This window comes from Dyella nitratireducens (assembly GCF_014642835.1).
Classification (GTDB): Bacteria; Pseudomonadota; Gammaproteobacteria; order Xanthomonadales; family Rhodanobacteraceae; genus Dyella_B; species Dyella_B nitratireducens.
This window is the reverse complement of record NZ_BMJA01000006.1, coordinates 234072-252223: the sequence shown is the minus strand read 5'-3', so window position 1 is coordinate 252223 and position 18152 is coordinate 234072. Positions and strand designations below refer to the sequence as shown.

General features: G+C 59.4%; 15 protein-coding genes. 8 read left to right on the top strand and 7 right to left on the bottom strand.

Features of this window, described 5'->3' with window-relative positions; all coding sequences use genetic code 11:
• The first annotated feature begins 489 nt into the window (after positions 1 to 489).
• A complete protein-coding gene (locus IEX75_RS22885; protein ID WP_188798260.1) occupies positions 490 to 831 on the top strand; it encodes a zinc ribbon domain-containing protein YjdM in 342 nt (113 codons plus the stop codon).
• A 429-nt stretch (positions 832 to 1260) separates the two neighbouring features.
• Positions 1261 to 2070: a class I SAM-dependent methyltransferase gene (locus IEX75_RS22880; protein WP_188798151.1), complete on the top strand. Its 810-nt coding sequence runs from the start codon at positions 1261 to 1263 to the stop codon at positions 2068 to 2070.
• Between the two features lie 199 nt (positions 2071 to 2269).
• On the opposite strand, the gene IEX75_RS22875 is transcribed toward IEX75_RS22880, so the two are convergent.
• Complete coding sequence (locus tag IEX75_RS22875) at positions 2270 to 2920, bottom strand: TetR/AcrR family transcriptional regulator (RefSeq protein WP_188798149.1); 651 nt, start codon at positions 2918 to 2920, stop codon at positions 2270 to 2272.
• Positions 2921 to 3035: 115 nt separating this feature from the next.
• Between IEX75_RS22875 and IEX75_RS22870 the strand changes: the two genes are divergently transcribed.
• From IEX75_RS22870 to IEX75_RS22845, 6 genes are read left to right on the top strand one after another with little or no spacing between them, the layout of a single operon-like run.
• A complete protein-coding gene (locus IEX75_RS22870; protein ID WP_188798147.1) occupies positions 3036 to 4664 on the top strand; it encodes a xylulokinase in 1629 nt (542 codons plus the stop codon).
• Positions 4661 to 5326 carry a class II aldolase/adducin family protein gene (locus IEX75_RS22865; protein ID WP_188798145.1) on the top strand — a complete coding sequence of 222 codons (666 nt, stop codon included), beginning with the start codon at positions 4661 to 4663 and terminating at the stop codon, positions 5324 to 5326. Before IEX75_RS22870 ends, IEX75_RS22865 begins: the two co-directional genes overlap by 4 nt.
• On the top strand, positions 5323 to 6795 hold the full coding sequence (locus IEX75_RS22860; RefSeq protein WP_188798143.1) for an aspartate aminotransferase family protein: 1473 nt from the start codon (positions 5323 to 5325) through the stop codon (positions 6793 to 6795). The genes IEX75_RS22865 and IEX75_RS22860 overlap by 4 nt, the downstream gene beginning before the upstream one ends.
• A 5-nt stretch (positions 6796 to 6800) precedes the next feature.
• Positions 6801 to 7433 (top strand): class II aldolase/adducin family protein, encoded by a 633-nt coding sequence (locus IEX75_RS22855; protein WP_188798141.1) that lies wholly within the window; start codon positions 6801 to 6803, stop codon positions 7431 to 7433.
• A gap of 49 nt (positions 7434 to 7482) precedes the next feature.
• Positions 7483 to 8661, top strand: coding sequence for an MFS transporter (locus tag IEX75_RS22850; protein ID WP_188798138.1), 1179 nt, complete (start codon positions 7483 to 7485; stop codon positions 8659 to 8661).
• Positions 8662 to 8710: 49 nt separating this feature from the next.
• Complete coding sequence (locus tag IEX75_RS22845) at positions 8711 to 11188, top strand: TonB-dependent receptor (protein ID WP_188798136.1); 2478 nt, start codon at positions 8711 to 8713, stop codon at positions 11186 to 11188.
• A gap of 88 nt (positions 11189 to 11276) precedes the next feature.
• Here the strand turns inward: IEX75_RS22845 and IEX75_RS22840 are convergent, their stop codons facing one another.
• The 6 genes from IEX75_RS22840 to IEX75_RS22815 form a co-directional block, all read right to left on the bottom strand.
• Positions 11277 to 11732, bottom strand: coding sequence for a GNAT family N-acetyltransferase (locus IEX75_RS22840; protein ID WP_188798133.1), 456 nt, complete (start codon positions 11730 to 11732; stop codon positions 11277 to 11279).
• 48 nt (positions 11733 to 11780) lie between these two features.
• Entirely contained in the window at positions 11781 to 12050 is a 270-nt protein-coding gene (locus tag IEX75_RS22835) for a hypothetical protein (protein ID WP_188798131.1), read from the bottom strand.
• A 76-nt stretch (positions 12051 to 12126) separates the two neighbouring features.
• Positions 12127 to 12876, bottom strand: coding sequence for a M48 family metallopeptidase (locus IEX75_RS22830; RefSeq protein WP_188798129.1), 750 nt, complete (start codon positions 12874 to 12876; stop codon positions 12127 to 12129).
• A complete protein-coding gene (locus IEX75_RS22825) occupies positions 12873 to 16169 on the bottom strand; it encodes a type I restriction endonuclease subunit R (protein ID WP_188798127.1) in 3297 nt (1098 codons plus the stop codon). The genes IEX75_RS22830 and IEX75_RS22825 overlap by 4 nt, the downstream gene beginning before the upstream one ends.
• A gap of 178 nt (positions 16170 to 16347) precedes the next feature.
• A complete protein-coding gene (locus IEX75_RS22820; protein WP_188798125.1) occupies positions 16348 to 17433 on the bottom strand; it encodes a virulence RhuM family protein in 1086 nt (361 codons plus the stop codon).
• Positions 17430 to 18146: a hypothetical protein gene (locus tag IEX75_RS22815; protein WP_188798124.1), complete on the bottom strand. Its 717-nt coding sequence runs from the start codon at positions 18144 to 18146 to the stop codon at positions 17430 to 17432. The genes IEX75_RS22820 and IEX75_RS22815 overlap by 4 nt, the downstream gene beginning before the upstream one ends.
• Between the last annotated feature and the right edge of the window lie 6 nt (positions 18147 to 18152).

Below are 18152 nucleotides of genomic sequence, written 5' to 3'. Positions count from 1 at the left end.
GCTACTTTCCAGGATTGAAACCTTCCTCATCCGCGTGTGAAACGAAGCAGAGAGTGCTATGGCGGTACGTCATAGCAACTCGATAGGTTCTAATTAATGTCCCCATCAAACATTGTCAGCATTGTAGAAGGCTTTACCGACTGGTCAGCGCCTTGGCGCTTCCTGGAAGCTGTGTTGACCCATGAATGCCTATCCGAGACAGACCGGATCGTGGCGCGGAATATCTGGGCTCATGCTTGCAGCGCGACGCATTGGCAACATGGCGATTTACCGGCCGGTTGCAAATCAGCCGATCAGGCCATTGACCGCGCCTTTCCGTGGCTTAGTCCCACTGCACGTGAATACTTTGTGCGGGCCGCGTCCTACGAATGGATGTAGTGTTTTGCAAGAGAAGCTGATCGTGGACCGTCGGCATCCAGTCACGCAAGCAACGATGGCGCGAAATCGTTTTATCTGTTCCTTAAGTTAGAAGGAGACTACCCCATGGAAATGCACGATATCCCAGCCTGTCCACGTTGCGGCATGGAAAACACGTACCCGGATGAGACCGTCTATATCTGCCCCGATTGCGGACACGAATGGCCGAAGGTGCTGGCCAAAACCGAAGAGGCCGCCACAGTCGTGCGCGATGTTCATGGCAATGCGCTCCATAGTGGCGATTCGGTTGTCGTCATCAAGGACCTGAAGGTCAAGGGCTCCTCCATTCCTCTCAAGCAGGGGACCGTCATCCGCAATATTCGACTGGTCGACGGCGACTCGGAACATATCGAGGGCAACTCCGACAAGATCAAAGGTCTGGTACTTAAGGTCTGTTTCCTCAAAAAAGCCTGACTTGAAAAGCGTTGTCTGGGGTGCAGGCGACATACAGAGCCACTTGCGTCGCCTGCAAGATCATGCATCCAGTGCGATCACTTGATCCAAGCCAAGTTGGTACCGCAGAAATACAAAAAAATGGCTGATATGCGCCAGTGCAATGTATCAAGGGTCTCCAGGGATATTTCGCCAGACTGCGGTGGGCGAAGGCCGAAATCCAACGCAAAGACCATTTCAAATTGCAATATCTGAAATAAGCGTTGGCGACCTTTACACGTGCCATGTAGTAGCTAGTCTCTAGGGATGCTTTGACTGATCCGGTTGGGCGCAGACCTCAACATCCATGTGCGCTTACATCCCTGATGTTGGGTTTTCACCCAACTCGCACGCGATGGATAAGCTGTTGGCGCACTGGTACATCCGTATTTCATGGAGGCGTGGCAACGTATGAAGACATGTTCAGCACTTGCGTTTCTCTTCCTCGGCACTGCGGCACTGGTGCATGCCCAGGCATCGTCTCCGCCGGCTTATGTGGCCCATGCCATTTCCGACAACACGCGGCCGGCCGCGGACAAGCAGGTCGACAACGATCGCAGGCCGGCCGCATTGATCGCCTTCGCCGGCATCAAGCCGGGCGACCGGGTTGCTGACGTCATGCCGGGTGGCGGCTATTTCACCCGCCTTTTCAGCAAGGTCGTCGGCATCAAGGGCCATGTGTATGCCGTTGTTCCTGAGGCCTATGCCAGCAAAGCTCCGCCGGAGAGGCTCAAGTCCATTCGGGCATTGGCGGTCGATCCTGCTTATAGCGGCAACACCAGTCTGCTCATCCGGCCCTATGACCGGTTCGATGTCGGCGCGCCGTTGGATGTCGTGTGGACGTCGCAGAATTACCACGATGTCTACGGCGCCGTCAGCGTGTTCAGCGTCGACGGCAGCACCGGTCCCGAACAAGCCGCCAACCTCGACGCTGCTGCGTTCAAGGCGCTGAAGCCCGGTGGTGTTTTCATCATCGTCGATCATGCAGCTGCACCGGGCTCAGGCGGACGTGACGCCCATACGCTGCATCGCATCGACCCGGCGACCGTCATTGCCCAGGCAAAGGCGGCAGGTTTCGTGCTGGAGGCGCAAAGCGACGTGCTCAGCAATCCACAAGATGGACACGACAAGCCGATCTTCGCGCCGGACATCAAAGGGCATACGGACAAGTTTGTGTTGAAGTTCCGTAAGCCGTCGTCTTTAGCCAAAGCTGAGCCATGATCGAGCCGGAGGGCGTGCCCAATCGGCTGACGATTGGGCGGCCACCGCATCGGAAAGGTTTGTCATTCATCCGCCTGGTGCTGCGCCTCATCGCGCGGCGCCGATTCGGGTGGCATCAAGTCGACAACCTGGTACGCATATCCCTGGCACGTCGCACCGGTCGCAACTGGCGCTGATGTCACAAGACATCACAGCATCGCTACGCGCGGCCTTGCTTGCCCTGCAGGCGCGCTACATGGCTAGCGAGGCTGGCAGCAACCAGGCGCATCACCGACGCTGCGTCCAGTGACGGATCATCGAACAGCATTTCCAGCGCGGCGTACGACATGCTGTCGGCGACGCGGCTGATGAGTTCCAGATCTTCTTTCGCAGCTTTCGGAAATGCCTGGCGCAGTTGCGCGGTGACCTGCTCGGCCACCTCCCTGGCCGATTCGAGCCGAACGTCCTGAAGCATGGGTATGGCACGCAAGGCGCGCATGATCCAGATGCCGGCGGTGGTTTCGCGCGTGACGTCGTAGGTTTCCAGCAAAAGTCCCGTGATCGCGTCTTCCAGTTTTTTCGCCGAGCCGAATGCAGCAGGCGTCAGCCACTGGTGAATCAACGCATTCTGTTTCCCCATCAGGCGCAACCCCAATTCGTGCAGCAACGCGTACTTGTTGGGGAAGTAGCGATAGAGCGCCGGTGGCGACAATTTCGCGCGCTCGCACACCAGATTGGTGGTGAGTAGTTCGAAACCGACGTCCGCAAGCACCTGCGCCGTGACGGTAAGCAGCTGTTCGTAGGTCTCTGCCGCGCGCGACTGTGCAGGCTTCACTTTAGGGCTCAGGGCGAGCTTGGGGCGTTTTGCCACGCGGCGGCTGGGGCTGGGCTTGGAGGGCACTGCGGTGGTCCGACGGGGAGGGCTTGCGCCAATTATAGCTATAACTATATTGTAGCTATAACTAGCTTTTTGGGGATGATAGACGATGCCGAGCGTGCAACAGGCTGCCGTGTCTTCCAGCGACGAGCGCCTGGTCTTGGCGGTCGATCTGGGCACGTCGGGCTGCAAATGCGCGCTGGTGGCGCTCGACGGCAGCGTGCAGGCCTGGGCGTTTCGGCCGGTTCCCCTGCATCTTGTTGGCGAATATGGCGTAGAGCAAGATGCCGAGGACTGGTGGCAGGCGTTTCTCGGCGCCGCGCAGGAATTGCTGGCAACGGATGCACGGCTTCGCAGCCGCGTGATGGCAGTTTGCTGTTCCGCGTTGCACGAATGCACCGTGCCGGTGGACGAGCATGGGAACACGCTTGCGCGCGCCATGTTATGGCTGGATATGCGTGGCTCCGATGCCATCCGGCGCCGTGCACGCAACAAATGGCTCAACATCCAAGGTTATGGACCACTGAAACTGGTGCGCTGGTTGCGGCTTACAGGCGGCGCGCCATCGCTGTCCGGCAAGGATCAAGCCGGGCATATTGCGTGGCTGCGCGATCACGACAGAACGCTGTTCGACCGCACGCACAAGTTTCTCGGTCCGCTCGATTTCATGAATCTGCGGCTCACCGGCCGTTTCTGCGCAACTTACGACTCAGCGCTCACCACCTGGGCGACCGATAACCGCGATCTTTCGCGCATACGCTATGACGAAGGACTGCTGCGCGTCCTGGAGGTTGACAGCGCGCGTTTGCCGGAGCTGCTGCCATCCACCGATGTCATCGGCCCGTTGATGCCAGACGTCGCGGCATTGCTTGGGCTTTCGCCTTCAACACGCGTCGTTGCCGGTGCCGTCGACAACTCCGCCGCGGCGATCGGCGCCGGCACGGTGCGTGATCGCGAGCTGCATCTGTATCTCGGTACATCCTCCTGGATCGCCGCCCATGTGCCGGAAAAGCACACGAATCTCGGTGCGTTCATCGCTTCGGTGCCGTGCGCGAGAAAAGATCGCTATCTGGCCATGGCCGTGCAATCGGCGGCCTGCAGCAACCTCACCATGTTGCGCGATCGCATCCTTTTTCATGCGGACGAACTGACGCCGGATGAATCGCGGCCGGACGTCTACCCCCTGCTCGATCACATCGCCGATCGCGTCCCGGCCGGTGCGCGCGGGCTGATCTATCTGCCATGGCTGCAGGGCGAGCGCACGCCGGTGGATGATCGTCACCTGCGCGCCGGCCTGTTCAATCTCTCGCTGGAACACACGCGAGAAGACATGATTCGCGCGTTTCTCGAAGGCGTGGCCTTGAACACGCGCTGGATGCTGGAGCCCATGCTGGCTTTCGTCGGCTGCGACAAAGGCGCGCCGATGACCGTGGTGGGTGGTGGCGGCCAGTCGAACGTGTGGTGCCAGATCATGGCGGATGTCACCGGCATGGTGATCGAGCAACCGGTTGCGCCGATTCAGGCCAATGCCCTGGGCGCTGCTTTTATCGCAGGTATCGGTCTGGGCAAGTTGTCGTTCAACGACGTGCCGGATCTGTGCCGGCGCAAGTGGCGATTCGAACCGCGCGAGGCCATGCGTCAGTTGTATGACGATCGCTTTGGCACATTCAAGGAGCTGCATCGGCGCCTCGCGCCCCTTTATCGCCGTATCAACCATAGCCAGAGTACGCCGCGATGAAATTCCAACGTGCGCGCCAGCAAGTGGTCGAGATGAGCGTGATGTTGGCCGATCACGGTTACTTTGCCGCGACCGGCGGCAACCTTGCGTTGAAAGTCGACGATGAGCACATCGTCGTCACGCCATCCGCCACGGACTATTACCAGATGACGGCGGAAGATGTTTGCGTGTTGAAGTTGCGTGATCTGGCCAAAGTAGACGGTGATCGCAAGCCCTCGGTGGAAACGGGGATGCACGCCAAGTTGTTGCGTACCCGTACGGATTGCTGCGCCAGCATCCATACGCATCAGCCGATTGCGAGTGCGTGCACCTTGCTTGGGCAACCCGTGCCGGTGAGTGGCGATGAAGATCGCGCCTTGCTCGGCCATGAAGTGCGAGTGGTGGGTTATGCGCCGTCGGGCACGGCGTGGCTGTCGAGCAAGCTCGCCAAGGCATTGCAGCCCGATATCAACGCTTATCTGCTACGCACACACGGCGCCATCTGCTGTGGCACCAGCGCTGAGCGTGCATTGCGCGCCATCTCGGCACTCGAAAGGCTGACGCTCGACTACCTGCGCACGCGCATTGCCGCACGCGCCGAGCAGCTGTCATCGCAGCAGGCCGCGTTACAGCATCTGCTGGCGACGCTTGATGCTCAACCCATCCAGGAAATGGTCGTATGAACTTCCACAATGCGTCCGTCGACATCGCCGACAGCGCGATTTCCCAATGGCCGGATACCGATTCGCTCTATCGGCGTTTTGATGCGCTGGTGAAGCAGCCCATCCGGCCGATCCGCCGCGATGCGATGGCCAAGGTGCTCGATTATTTCGAAACCCGCTGCCAGGGTTCCAAGCGCCTCTCCGAGCAGGCCAAGCAAGTCATTCCGGGCGGCGTGCAGCACAACCTGGCGTTCAACTATCCGTTCCCGCTGGCGATCCGCGACGCGCGCGACGCGCATATGACAGACGTGGACGGCAATCGCTATATCGACTTTCTGCAAGCCGGCGGACCGACGTTGCTCGGCTCCAATTACCAGCCCGTGCTCGCGCAAGTGCAAACGCTGTTGCATGAGTGCAGCCCCATCACCGGACTGCTGCACGAATACGAAGTAAAACTCGCGGAGCTGGTGTGCCAGGTCATGCCAGGCGTCGAGATGCTGCGCATGATGGGCTCCGGCACGGAAGCCGTGATGGGCGCGATCCGCCTGGCGCGCGCCTATACCGGCAAGAAACGCGTGATCAAGATCGGCGGCGGTTATCACGGCTGGAGCGACCAGATGGTGTACGGCATGCGACTGCCGAACACCGGCCGCATGGAGGCCATCGGCATTCCGCGCGGTGCCACCGCCACAACGCAGGAAAGCTTGCCGAATGATCTGGATGCCGTACGCCGCAAGCTGATGTGGAACCGCCTGCGCGGCGGCACGGCGGCCATCATCGTGGAGCCGTTCGGCCCGGAAAGCGGCACCAGACCGGCAACGCGGGATTTCAATGCCCAGCTACGCAAGCTGTGCGATGAATTCAATGCGCTGCTGATCTTCGATGAAGTGGTCACCGGTTTTCGCGCCGGCATGGGCGGTGCGCAGGGCTATTTCGGCATCAAGCCCGACCTGACCATACTCGGCAAATGCCTTACCGGCGGCTACCCCATGGCGGGCGGCATCGGCGGTCGGCGCGACATCATGATGATGCTGGTCGGCGGCATCGGCACCACCTCCAAGCGTGCGTTCGTGGGTGGCACGCTCACCGCCAATCCCTTGTCATGCGCGGCCGGCTACTACGCCCTGCTCGAGATGCAACGCACGCAAGCTGCGGTGAAGGCAGGCCGTGCCGGTGATCGTTTGCGGCAAGGTCTGGAACAGATCATCGAACGCTTCGGCCTGCCTTATGTTGCCTACAACATGGGCTCTATCGTGCATCTGCAGACATCCGGCGTGATGCTGTTGGATACCAGCAACCTGCTCAAGCTCGTTCGCGCGAAGAACGAAGCGAAAGCGCGCAAGCACATGATGGAGGAAATGGGGGCGGCCTATACCGCGCACGGGGTGATCACTTTGGCGGGCAGCCGTATCTACACCAGTCTCGCGGACACCGACGATGTGATCGACGACGCGCTTAATCGTTTCGAAGACGTATTCAAACTGGTGTGATAGCCATGGCGCTTGAGAACCTTCTCCTCGATGCCATGCGACGCTTGGATGAGAAGCATCTGCTTGGCGCAGGTGGCAGTGTTTCCGTCCGCTTGCCCGATGCAGGCGACATGCTGATCGCCACAGCGGACGACGAACCGGTGCGCGTGTCGCTATCCACCCAACCGAGCCTTGAACATGCAAGACACGCTGCCGTTTACGCCGCACGCGCCGATGTGGGAGCCATTGCGCTAGGAGGCGGTGTATTCGGGCGCATGCTCGGCAGCTTCGGTGGCCAGCTTCCGCAGCTGTTTGATGAGCAGGCCAGGCACCTGGGCGCCACGGTCGTGCCGATGTTTCATCACACCGATGATCTGCAGGCGCGTGCGCAGCCAACTCTTGCGACCGGTGGCAACGTATGGGCCGGCGAGCACGACGTCTCGGTATTCGGCAACACCGTGCACCGCCTCGTGCTCAACGCCGAATTGCTGGAGAAATGCGCCAAAGCCTATGTACTCGCCAAGGCGACAGGTATGCCCCTGCACACGCTGCCATGGTGGGTTTGCCACATTGCCAACGGACGGTTGAAGAAGGATCAAAAGCGAGCCGCGCAACGTTTCGCGCAAGGACTACTGCCGGAAGAAGTGAAAGGTTACTGAGGGGGAGCGTCATGTCGCGATGCCAAACATGCCTTGGCGGAACACATCCATGAATACATCGGTCTCGGTGCACTTCAAGTCTTCCGAAACTGCTGCTGCGTTGATCATCGGCTGCGTCGCGCTGCTGGTGCTCGGCTTGCAGCCGGCGCTGCTGGGAGCGCTGGTGGACCAGCAGAGAATTTCGATGGAAGGCGTCGGCATGGTGGCCATGGGGGAGATCTTCGCATTGGGCATCGGCACCATCATCGCCGAGAAATGGTTGCCTCTGAATCACCTTCGCACGGTGGCGCTGGTGGCGAGTGTGTTGCTGATCGCCATCAATCTAATGACGTTGACGGCGCGCGGTGACCTGGTCTGCATAGCGTGGCGCGTTGCGGCCGGGCTTGCCGAAGCCTGTTTGTTCTGGATCGCGACGATGATCATCATCCGCTCGCCGAAACCGGATCGACTGGCAGGTGTTTTCCTCACGCTGCAGACGGCGGTGCAGGCAGCTGCCGCCTTGGTGCTCGCCAAGGTATCCATCGCGTCGCTGGGTTGGGGCGAGCCCTTCGTGCTGCTTGCCATACTTTGCGTGCTGCCGTGGTTGGTTGCTTCGCACCTGCCTGCAAAATTGGGCATGCATGCGGAAGACATCCAGCCATCCATCGTTTCATGGACGGGGTTTTTCTCGTTGCTGGTGCCTTTTCTGCATATGAGCGCCATCGGAGCGCTGTGGGCTTATCTCGAGCCGGTGGCGAACGCTGCCGGTATCGGCATGTCGATCAACACGCTTGCAGCACTCGTGCTGATCATGCAGATCGTCGGCGGTGGTGCGGCATCCTTGAGCGTGCGCTGGGGAAAAGTGTCGCAAGCCTTGATCGTGAGCGCGCTGGCCCTCGCCGCCCTAGGCATGACCATGTATCGGTTGCCTGCGCACAGTACGTTGGCCTTTGCAGTGCTGTGCGCGGTGTTCGGCTTCCTGTGGCTGTTCCAGATGCCGTTCCACATCCGGCTAGCTTTCGATATCGATCCGCGCGGGCGCATTGCCATGTTGGTGCCGCCGGCACAGCTGGTGGGCAGCGGGTTTGGGCCTTTGGTGACGTCGTTGACCGTGCATGGCAACGACGTGCGGCATGTGCCGCTGTTGGCGGCCTGTTTTTCGGCATGTGTCGTGCTGGCAGTGTTGTTGGTGAAGCTTGGTGTGCTCTCCAGGCACGGGGCTTTGTCGGGTGAGGGGAGCGTCAAATAGACGATACGCATCGCGCGTTCATCGCGATGCCACGATGAGGGGAGATAACATGAAGATGCGTCCACGTAAGTTGTCCGCGACTCTGCGCCATGCGCTTTATGGCGGCGCGGCATTGTGGTTGTTTGCAGCAGCACCGGCCATGGCCGATGGGACAGGGCAGGATACCGGCAACACCACCGCGGCGAAAAAAGCGGGCCAGCAGACAGCTAATGCCGCCAAAGCCCAGCAGCTCGGCAACATCACGGTGACAGCCCAAAGCCGCACTCAGCAGATGGAACAGGTGCCGATAGCGCTGCAGATCCTCACCGCGCAGCAGATCAACACTCAAGCGGCCACCGATCTGAGCAAGATCTCGTTGTTCGTACCGGGCCTGGTGGTGGACGGCAGTCAACCGACGCAGCCCAACTATTCGTTGCGCGGCATCAGCACCAGCGACTTCGGCATCGGTACCGAATCGGCCGTGGGTGTGTATATCGATGGTGTTTATGCGGCGCGTTCCGGTGGCGCCTTGCTCGCCTTCAACGACATCGATCGCATCGAAGTGCTGAAGGGCCCGCAAGGCACGCTATTCGGCCGGAATGCAGCAGGTGGCGCGATCTCCATCGTCACCAACGAGCCCACCGACAAGTTCGAGGGCAAAGTGGTGCTGCGCTATGGCAACGAGGGCGAGCGCTATGAGGATGCGCTGGTCAACATCCCGCTCAACAAGGACATGGCCCTGCGCATCAGCGTGCTCGACAACCAGAGCGACGGCTGGATCCGCGACCAGGCCAACGGCCAGCACTACGGCAAGAACGACGACTGGGGCACCCGCGTCGTGTACCGCTGGAACATCACCCCGGATACGCGCGTGCTGTGGTCGTGGGATCACGAGCGCCTGGATCAGCCGCCACGCCCGGCCGTTGGCCTGATACCGCTCTCCAGCGACACCAACGAGCGCCCGCCTTATCCGCCCAATCCCGCCACGTATCTGAATCCGCTTACCGCACCACTCTACAACGATGCCATCCAGGCGCGCGAATGGCGGCATTTCGATGGCTCGACCTTGATCGTCGATCACTCGTTCTCCTGGGGCAGCTTTACGTCGACCACTGCCTGGCGTCACTTCAACACTTTCAACGACGAAGACAACGACGGCACCGATCACGTCGTCAGCTATCTGGATACGGCGAACATCGAGCACAACAACAGCTACTACCAGGAGTTCAAGCTGGCGGGTGACAACGACCTGATGGATTGGGTTTCCGGCGTCAGTTTCTACTCGGAGCAGGCACGCCAGACCAGCCAGGTGAACACCAACACAAGCAGCCTCGATACCTTGGCGCAGAACGTGGACGGGCTCGGCTTGCCGTTGACTGAGATTACCCAAGGCCTGCAGGCCCTCGGGTTGCCGTATAGCCTGCTGGGCGATCCGTGGCGGGAAGAGATCAACAACGTCGGCAAGTTCAAGGCATATGCGGCCTTCGGCGACGTGATCTGGCACCTCAACGATCAGCTCGATCTGACCACCGGCTTGCGCTATACCGAAGATCAGAAAGACTTCACCTGGTACACACCACCGCGTCAGGCGACGGCGTTTGACCAGACGGTGGCTGCACTTGTCGCCAGCGGCATCTATGATCTCCTTCCGCCGCAAGCCCAGCAGGCGCTGGGTGCCTTCGGCAGCAACATCATCTTTCCCAATGCAGTCGGCCAATGGGTAGCGACCCGGCACAGCTGGCATGACTTCAGCCCCCGCGCGGTGCTGAGCTACAAGTTCACCCCCGACCTCATGGCGTATATCTCGGCCACCAAGGGTTACAAGGCGGGCGGTTACAACAGCCTGCAGGTGGGCTCACTGTATGCACCGGAAAAGGTGTGGAACTACGAAACCGGCGTGAAAGCGGTCTTCCCCGAATACAACCTGCTGCTCAACGCGTCAGCCTACTACTACCGCTATTCGAATTTGCAGTCGTCCGTGCTCAACTCGAACTTCAATGGTTCGGGGGTGCCGTTCTATACGGTGATGACCAGCGATCAGCATGCGCATGGCTTGGATGTCGAAGCGCAGTGGCAACCGGTGCAGGCGCTGCGATTGAACTTCACCAGCGCGTATATCGACAGCACCTATACCCACGGCACCTCGACCTCCGGCGTGAGCCTGGATGGCCAGCCGACCGGCGAACCGTTCTTCTCGGCCACGGCCGGCTTTGACTACACCTGGTTCGACGTCTACCACGGCAACCTGGAACTCAACATGCAGTACGCGTACCGTGGCCGCACGCGCTGCAATGCCGACTCCGGTGTTCAAGGCACGTGTTTGAGCACACCGTTGTTCAGTGTGGGCACGGCCACGCAGCGCACCGATGCACGACTGGATTGGCATACGCCGGATGAGCGCTGGGGCGTTGGCGTGTACGTCAACAATATGTTCAACAAGCGCTATGTGGTCAGCATCGGTAATGACAGCACCAATGATTTCGGGACGCCGTATGCCACCATCACGCCACCGCGCACCTTTGGGGTGGAGTTGAGGGCGAAGTTCTAACATTCTGGCGAGATATTTTTCCTTGGCCGTCATTCCCGCGAAAGCGGGAATGACGGCCGTCGCCGTACATGTGCGTTTGAGCACGAAGCTATAACGCCAAATGCAGAAACTGATTGAAGTCGCTCTTTTGATAATCGGAGAAGGCTTCACCATTAACGAAGCCGCGTCGCCGATAAAGAGAAAGCGCCGCTTCAAACGCTGGACCACTACCGGTTTCCAGGCATAGCCGGTGCAAGCCGCGCACTCGCGCCTCATCGATGATGTGTTCCAGCAGTGCAGCCGCTACGCCGCGCCGCAGATAATCCGGATGCGTGCGCATCGACTTTATTTCGCCCGAGCTTGCATCGAGCTGTTTCAGCGCCCCGATGCCGCAGATGTCGTCACCATTCCACACGCTCCACACCGTGACGTTCGGTGACGTCAGGCCAGAGAGGTCGAGTGCGAACACTTGCCCGGGTGGCGAATTCGAATGCATGCCTGCCAGGTGTAGATGCAAAAGCGCCTGGGTCGAGGCACTTGAAAGATCGTCTACGCGAATGTCCATGCATCCCCTCTAACCATCGGTGCGGTACCGCGATACGGTCACATGATTTCAGCGTAGATTGAGTGTAAATCCAAACATCGCCATGTTGATCGGGACGAGAATGTTGGGGTTTGCACTCTGAGATATGCCCACATTTTTCCCCGTTATGCCAGAGAAGTCCTGGGTTTGCATGAAGTTTGTTTCGAAGCCAGTGGTCATTCCGGCGAAGGCCGGAATCCATGCTTCGTACTGGCGATGGATTCCGGCCTTCGCCGGAATGACGGTTCGCGCTGAAACAATATTGACCTGAACCCCAGCTTTTTCGCTGGGATAACGCAAAAAACGTGGGGATATATCAGGGTTTGCACCCCAGCCTACGCGCTGCGTATTGGTGGCAGCTCGATGTCAATAGATCCTAATTTCTCAGTATCTGATCAGCCATATTGTCCAGGCGTGTCTTGACGCGGCGCCAGTCAGGCATGTGTGCCTCCAGCAGGCGGTAGAACGGCGCTCTGTGGCTACGAACCTTCAGGTGGCAGAGTTCGTGCAAGAGCACGTAATCCACGCACTCGGCGGGTGCGCAGATCAAGGCTACATTGAGGGCGATGCGCCCTTTCGGCGAACAGCTGCCCCATTGCCGCATCATGCTTCGAATCGTCACGGGCGGGATTTCTCGTACCCATCGCAGCTGACCTGCCATGTTGGTGAGCCGCTCTGTCAGAACATGCTTGGCGCGATCGCGACACCATCGATCGAGTTCGTCGCGAACCCATGATGGTGATCGATCGCCCACATGCACTTCCAGATAACCGCCACGGAGCCGGGTAAGCGGGTGATCTTCAGCGTCAATTACTTTCAGGCGATAGCGCCGCCCGAGATAGAGAACGGTCTCCCCACTGACGTATTCCCTGGGCATGACCCAGCGGCGGCGGTTTTCGATGTCCGTGAGCTGGTGATGAACCCAGCCGAGCCGGCGCGTGAGTGCTTTTCGGATGGCCGGCGATGTTGCATCCATCGGAGCATCGACCCGTACTTTGCCATCCGGCTCGACGTGGATCGCAATACTTCGTCGTTTACGTGCTGCAGAACGGCGTATGTCAAAGGCGATCTTGCGGTCACCGTAAGCGAGAACGAGCCGTTCGCTGGGCGCCACCGACGTTTTCATCGGCGACTGAGTTCGGTTCGCACGACCTGTACGATGTGATCGACCGCAGCACGGGCATTGTCCAGGCCCATCAGGGCGAACAGGCGCGGCAGCAGGCTTTGGTGGATGGCGGCTTCGATGCTTTGAGGATTCAGGGAATTCTCGGCGACGGCATCGCGCACGGCCGTATCGATATCCAGTGCAAGACTGACGAAGCGGTCGACCGTGGCATCATCGGTCGGGTCCATGGCGTCGCCCAGCACCAGGCGCAGCACACCGTAGTACGCCCGCGCCCTGGGCTGGTTCTCCAATGGCTGCGGAACGCCCGGCACCTGCCCGGATTCCATCTGCGCTTCGAATTTCTTGAACAAGGCATATTGCTTCAGCGGATGATCGAACATCGCTTCGGCTTCGGCGATGGCCCGGCGCAGCAGTTCGCCAAATACCTTTTGCGCGTAGGGATCGTCGGCCAGGTCTTGCTCGATCGTCTTGCGCAGCCGTGTCTTGATCAGGTCGGTTTCGTTGCGGGTCTTTTCCTCCGACCACTCCTCCGGCGTTTCTTTTCGGCCGAGTTCGTGCACCACATAAACCCCTTCCGGCTCGCGTATTTCCTTGCCGATCACCTGTTTGTCCACCAGCCGCCGGATCTGTTCCTCGTAGACGCTGTAATCCACGGTTTCCATGGCATCCCGGCGCACCATCTGCCGTATATCGGAAAGACGCTTCAAATCCTGCTTGTACTGGCGGATGGTGTCTTCGGAAAAATGGCCATCCTCGAAGAAGCTGCGTGACGACAAAGCCGTCTGCAAGCACAAGCCGAACTCGGTCAAGGCGACGGAGAAATCATCGCGCAACTTCTGGCGCTCGTCGTACTCGCCGCCTTCCCCATCCGGGACAAATCGCGGGCTGAGTATCTGCCGGAATTGTTCGGTGTCATGGCGATTGGCCACGCCTTTGAAGAACGACCATAGCCGGGCGTGCAGCGCAGGCAGCCGTTTGTATTCGGTGCTGAAGGAGCGATACAGCCCCTGGATATCCGCGACATCGAAACCACCCTGGGTCTGCGCTTCCAGATCCTGGTAGGCACGGATGGCGGTATCCAGCTCCGGCAAAATGCCACGGTAATCCACCAGTACGCCGTAGCGTTTCGTATCGTGCAGGCGATTCACGCGCGCCACGGCCTGAATCAGGTTGTGGTCCTTCAGTGGCTTGTCGATATAGAGCACGGCATTGCGCGGCTCGTCGAAGCCGGTCAGCAGCTTGTCGACCACGATCAGCAGATCGGGTTCGCCGTCGGTGCTGAAATCCTCGATGACATCCTTCTCGTATTTATCAGGATGGCGCTTGCGATCCGTGATCGTTTGCTTCCACCACTTCTGCACCTCGGGCAGCGTGTCTTCATCCACCTGGCTGTTGCCCTCGCGAGTGTCGGGGGGCGACATCACCACGGCACTGCTCACCAAGCCGGTTTCGTCCAGCGCGCGCTGGTAGCGCACCGCGTCCCATTTGCTGTCGGTGGCCACCTGGCCTTTCAGCCCAGGCTGCAGCTGCTTGACGTTCTGGTCGAAATGCGTGGCGATGTCCCAGGCAATCAGCTCGATGCGGTTCGCCGCACCGTAAATGGCCTGCTTGCTGGCGAACTTCTTTTTCAGATCGGCGCTCTGCGCTTCTGACAAGCCGGCGGTGATCTTGTCGAACCAGCGGTTGACGGCGGTCTCGTTGATATCCAGTTCCGGTATGCGTTCCTCGTACAAGAGCGGCGCCACGGTTTCATCTTCCACCGCGCGCTGCATCGAATAGGCGTGCACGATCGGGCCGAATTTGTTGGCGGCCTTTTCGTTTTTGAGCAGTGGTGTACCGGTAAAGGCGAGGTACGCTGCTTTCGGCAGCGCCTTGCGCATGCGTTCATGCGTCTCGCCGCCATGGCTGCGATGTCCTTCGTCCACCAACACGATTAGGTCGGCGGAATCGTTATGGCATTCCGGCAGCTTGGAAGCCGTATTGAATTTCTGCACCAGCGAGAAGGTAATGCGCTCGGTGCCTTGGCCAATGCGCCGGGCCAGGTCGCGGCCGGTGGTGGCCTTGCTGCGTTCACCTTCCTTTTTCGTCGCGATGGCCGAACCGAACGCACCACCGGTGATGAAGTTGCGCGACAACTGCGCTTCCAGATCGATGCGATCGGTCACCACCACCACACGGCATTCCTGCAACGCCTCATCCAGCAACAGCGCCTTGGTGAGAAACACCATGGTGAAGCTTTTGCCCGAGCCGGTGGTATGCCACAACACGCCGCCCTCGCGTCCGCCATCCGGACGCGTCTGGCGAATGCGCGCCATTAAGGCGCGAATACCGAAAAACTGCTGATAACGCCCGACGATCTTGCCGGTCTTGCGGTCGAACAGCACGAAGCCGCGCAGAAATTCCAACAGGCGAGCGGGAGTCAGCAGCCCCGCCAACAATCGATCCTGCTCCGTCGGCAGCATCGGTTGTGACCACAGCGCTTCGCAGTCTCGACGCAGCGAGGCGGGTTTGTTCGCCAGCAACGCGGTGCGTTGTTCGGAGGACAGCGGCTGATTTTTGATGACGTGCAGATGTCGGTCGTCCCACTCTTCTTCGCGCCAGCGTGCCCAGAACTTGGCCGGCGTCAGCGTGGTGCCGTAGCGGCCATCGGTCATGCTGATCGCCAGCAACAGCTGCGCATACGAATACAGTTGCGGAATTTCATCCTGACGCTGGTTGCGTAGGTGCTGGCTGATGCCTTCGTTGACCATCGGTTTGCCGGCGTGCCCCGACTCCGGACGCTTGGCTTCGATCACCACTAGCGGCAGGCCGTTGACGTAGGCCACGATATCCGGCGTACGGCGATGCGTGCCTTGCGCCGAAAGCACCTCGCATTCTTCAGTGATATCCCAAAGGTTTGCGGAAGCTTCTTTCCATTCGATGATCGGAATGGTGGGCTGATGCTTCTTGCCGTCCGGCATGAACTCGGTGACGGTGATGCCCAGTGCCAGCAATTGATACAGGCGCTCGTTGGCGGCCGGCAGTCCATCGCCCAGCGGTAGCGATGACAGTTCGCGCACGATCTGGTCAATGGCGCTGGGGGATAGCAGATAGCTTTTGCCCTTGTACTCAAAGCGGCGGGTTTGCAACGCTTCGATCAGCCGCGGTTTCAACAGCACTTCGCGCGTATTGCTGCGCAGCGCCAGCGCATCAGCGCTGCGCAGATAGCGCCAGCCCAGGTTCACCAGCAGGTGCAGCGCGGGTATGTGCGCGCTGAGTTGTTCGCGAGTGTCGGGGGCGGCGCTGTCGTTCATGCGGGGATGGTCTCGGCTTGCACGGGCATGTGGACGCGGCGTTTGCCGGTCAGAAGTTGTTGCATGAGAGAGGATTTTTCGCTGCGTAAGGCCTCAAGGTATCGTTCGGCCGTCGGGGCCAAAAGCGTTACCGTTCTGAAATTCGCAAAAATCCGCGATCGTCTTGGTGTGCCAGCCTCTAGGAACCATGCTTGCTTCCCTTGCTACTTTTTTTGTCCATTTCTTCTAATTCCCTGATGTCCTCTGCGTCCGCTGCTAGCGCCTCGGCTTGCTTGCGCTTGGCATCGAACAGCTCATACCGTTCGTGCGCAATCTTTTGCATCTGCTCGCTACTGATACTGCCGGCATTTTTCAGCAGCGGCCGTTCATTGAATTCCACGAAGCGATCCACGTACTGACGCCAGTCATCCATGTGCATGTCTTGACGTTGTGAGGCCCTGTCTTCGGCATAGTCCAGAAACATCGAGGCGATGCGGTTCAATGCTTGAAGCTCGGGCTGGGTAAGGTAGTTCTTCGCAGCGATCACGTCCGTCTTGCGCATGCGGTGGGCGCTCCAACTGGTGAGGGCCATATTGGGCTGGGTGGGATCAGCGCGCTCCACCACGATCTCCGCGGCGGTTTTCTGTGTAACAGCGAACAGCATCTTGTTCTGCACGATGGCAAAGAACTGGCCGGTGGCGTCTTCGTCATCGCGATAATCCACCGACAGGGCGAAGACGTCGCGCACCTTCTGGTAGAAGCGCTTCTCCGAGGTGCGGATGTCGCGGATGCGTTCCAGTAGCTCATCGAAGTAATCCCAGCTGCCCGGGTCTTTCAAGCGCTGGTCGTCCAGCACGAAGCCCTTGACCAGGTATTCCTTGAGGTGGGTGGTGGCCCACTGGCGGAACTGGGTGCTGCGCGGGGATTTCACGCGGTAGCCGATGGCCAGGATCATGTCGAGGTTGTAGAGCTTGAGCGGGCGGCGAATCTGGCGGCTGCCCTCGTCGCGAACTATTAAGTCTTCTTTAATAGTTGCCCCTGGCTGGAGTTCCCCTTCGGCCAGCACGTTTTTTATATGGATATTGATGTTGGGGACAGATGTCTGGAATAGCTCGGCCAGTTCCAATTGGGTCAGCCAAACGGTTTCGCCCTCCGCACGAAGGTAGAACTGGGCCGCCCCGTCATCGGTTGCGTACAAGACCAGTTCGCCCTGGCCAGTCGGTATGGCGGTCTCGGTGCAGGTGGACGCAAGTTTGGGTGGCTGGCCGGATTTGCGCTGGGTCATTGATTCAATTCCTTGAGATGGCTTCCTTTTTTGCCGAAAAGCACACGCTCCGTATTCTCTGCCATAAAAAATTGAGCGCTCGGTTCGCGTGGAAACGTCTGCTGCGAGCGGGTGCGGTCTCGCAGCCCTTCGGCGACCATTTCAGTAATGCGAGCAAGATCGGTAGCCAGCATCGGGCGGGTGCGTTCGATGCAGGTTTCGCGTAGTGATTTTAAGCCTGCGCCAATATCAGTACGGCGATCTGAGCGGATGTATTCGCACGCGGTGGCATAGACCTCTTCGGCCTTGCGCAGCTCTGCTTCATCTGGTGAATAACGAGTTGAGAAACAAGCGTAGTTCTTATCGACCTGCTCCCAGATAGGAGCGATTCCCTCTTGGGAACGGGTATTAGCTATGGCGGTCAGGACTGCTCGTTTTTCTTCGGGAGTGAAAGTGTTGAGTGCAAAGTGTCCCAGTAGCTCGTGATGGAGGGATCGTCGTAAGTCCGATAAAGAATGTAGGGAGGCAACGGGTAAATCACATCGTCCTCCAGAAAAACGACCTGCTCGGTCGACGGTTCCTGGGAAGTAGCCGCCGAGGATGACTCCGACGTTTTCTTTAGTGGCTTGTGGCCCATAGATGTCCTCCTGGGTTTCTTTCACAACAAAGGTAACGGCCTCGACCGCAGGATACTCTCTGCGGAACTCGGCGACGACAGCTTTTGCTTCGGCCACGGATAT

Bases quoted from the DNA above. Each gene is read 5' to 3' on its own strand.
- IEX75_RS22885 (WP_188798260.1), top strand. From the start codon at position 490: ATGCACGATATCCCAGCCTGTCCACGTTGCGGCATGGAAAACACGTAC.
- IEX75_RS22880 (WP_188798151.1), top strand. From the start codon at position 1,261: ATGAAGACATGTTCAGCACTTGCGTTTCTCTTCCTCGGCACTGCGGCA.
- IEX75_RS22870 (WP_188798147.1), top strand. From the start codon at position 3,036: ATGCCGAGCGTGCAACAGGCTGCCGTGTCTTCCAGCGACGAGCGCCTG.
- IEX75_RS22865 (WP_188798145.1), top strand. From the start codon at position 4,661: ATGAAATTCCAACGTGCGCGCCAGCAAGTGGTCGAGATGAGCGTGATG.
- IEX75_RS22860 (WP_188798143.1), top strand. From the start codon at position 5,323: ATGAACTTCCACAATGCGTCCGTCGACATCGCCGACAGCGCGATTTCC.
- IEX75_RS22855 (WP_188798141.1), top strand. From the start codon at position 6,801: ATGGCGCTTGAGAACCTTCTCCTCGATGCCATGCGACGCTTGGATGAG.
- IEX75_RS22850 (WP_188798138.1), top strand. From the start codon at position 7,483: ATGAATACATCGGTCTCGGTGCACTTCAAGTCTTCCGAAACTGCTGCT.
- IEX75_RS22845 (WP_188798136.1), top strand. From the start codon at position 8,711: ATGAAGATGCGTCCACGTAAGTTGTCCGCGACTCTGCGCCATGCGCTT.
- IEX75_RS22840 (WP_188798133.1), bottom strand. From the start codon at position 11,732: ATGGACATTCGCGTAGACGATCTTTCAAGTGCCTCGACCCAGGCGCTT.
- IEX75_RS22830 (WP_188798129.1), bottom strand. From the start codon at position 12,876: ATGAAAACGTCGGTGGCGCCCAGCGAACGGCTCGTTCTCGCTTACGGT.
- IEX75_RS22825 (WP_188798127.1), bottom strand. From the start codon at position 16,169: ATGAACGACAGCGCCGCCCCCGACACTCGCGAACAACTCAGCGCGCAC.
- IEX75_RS22820 (WP_188798125.1), bottom strand. From the start codon at position 17,433: ATGACCCAGCGCAAATCCGGCCAGCCACCCAAACTTGCGTCCACCTGC.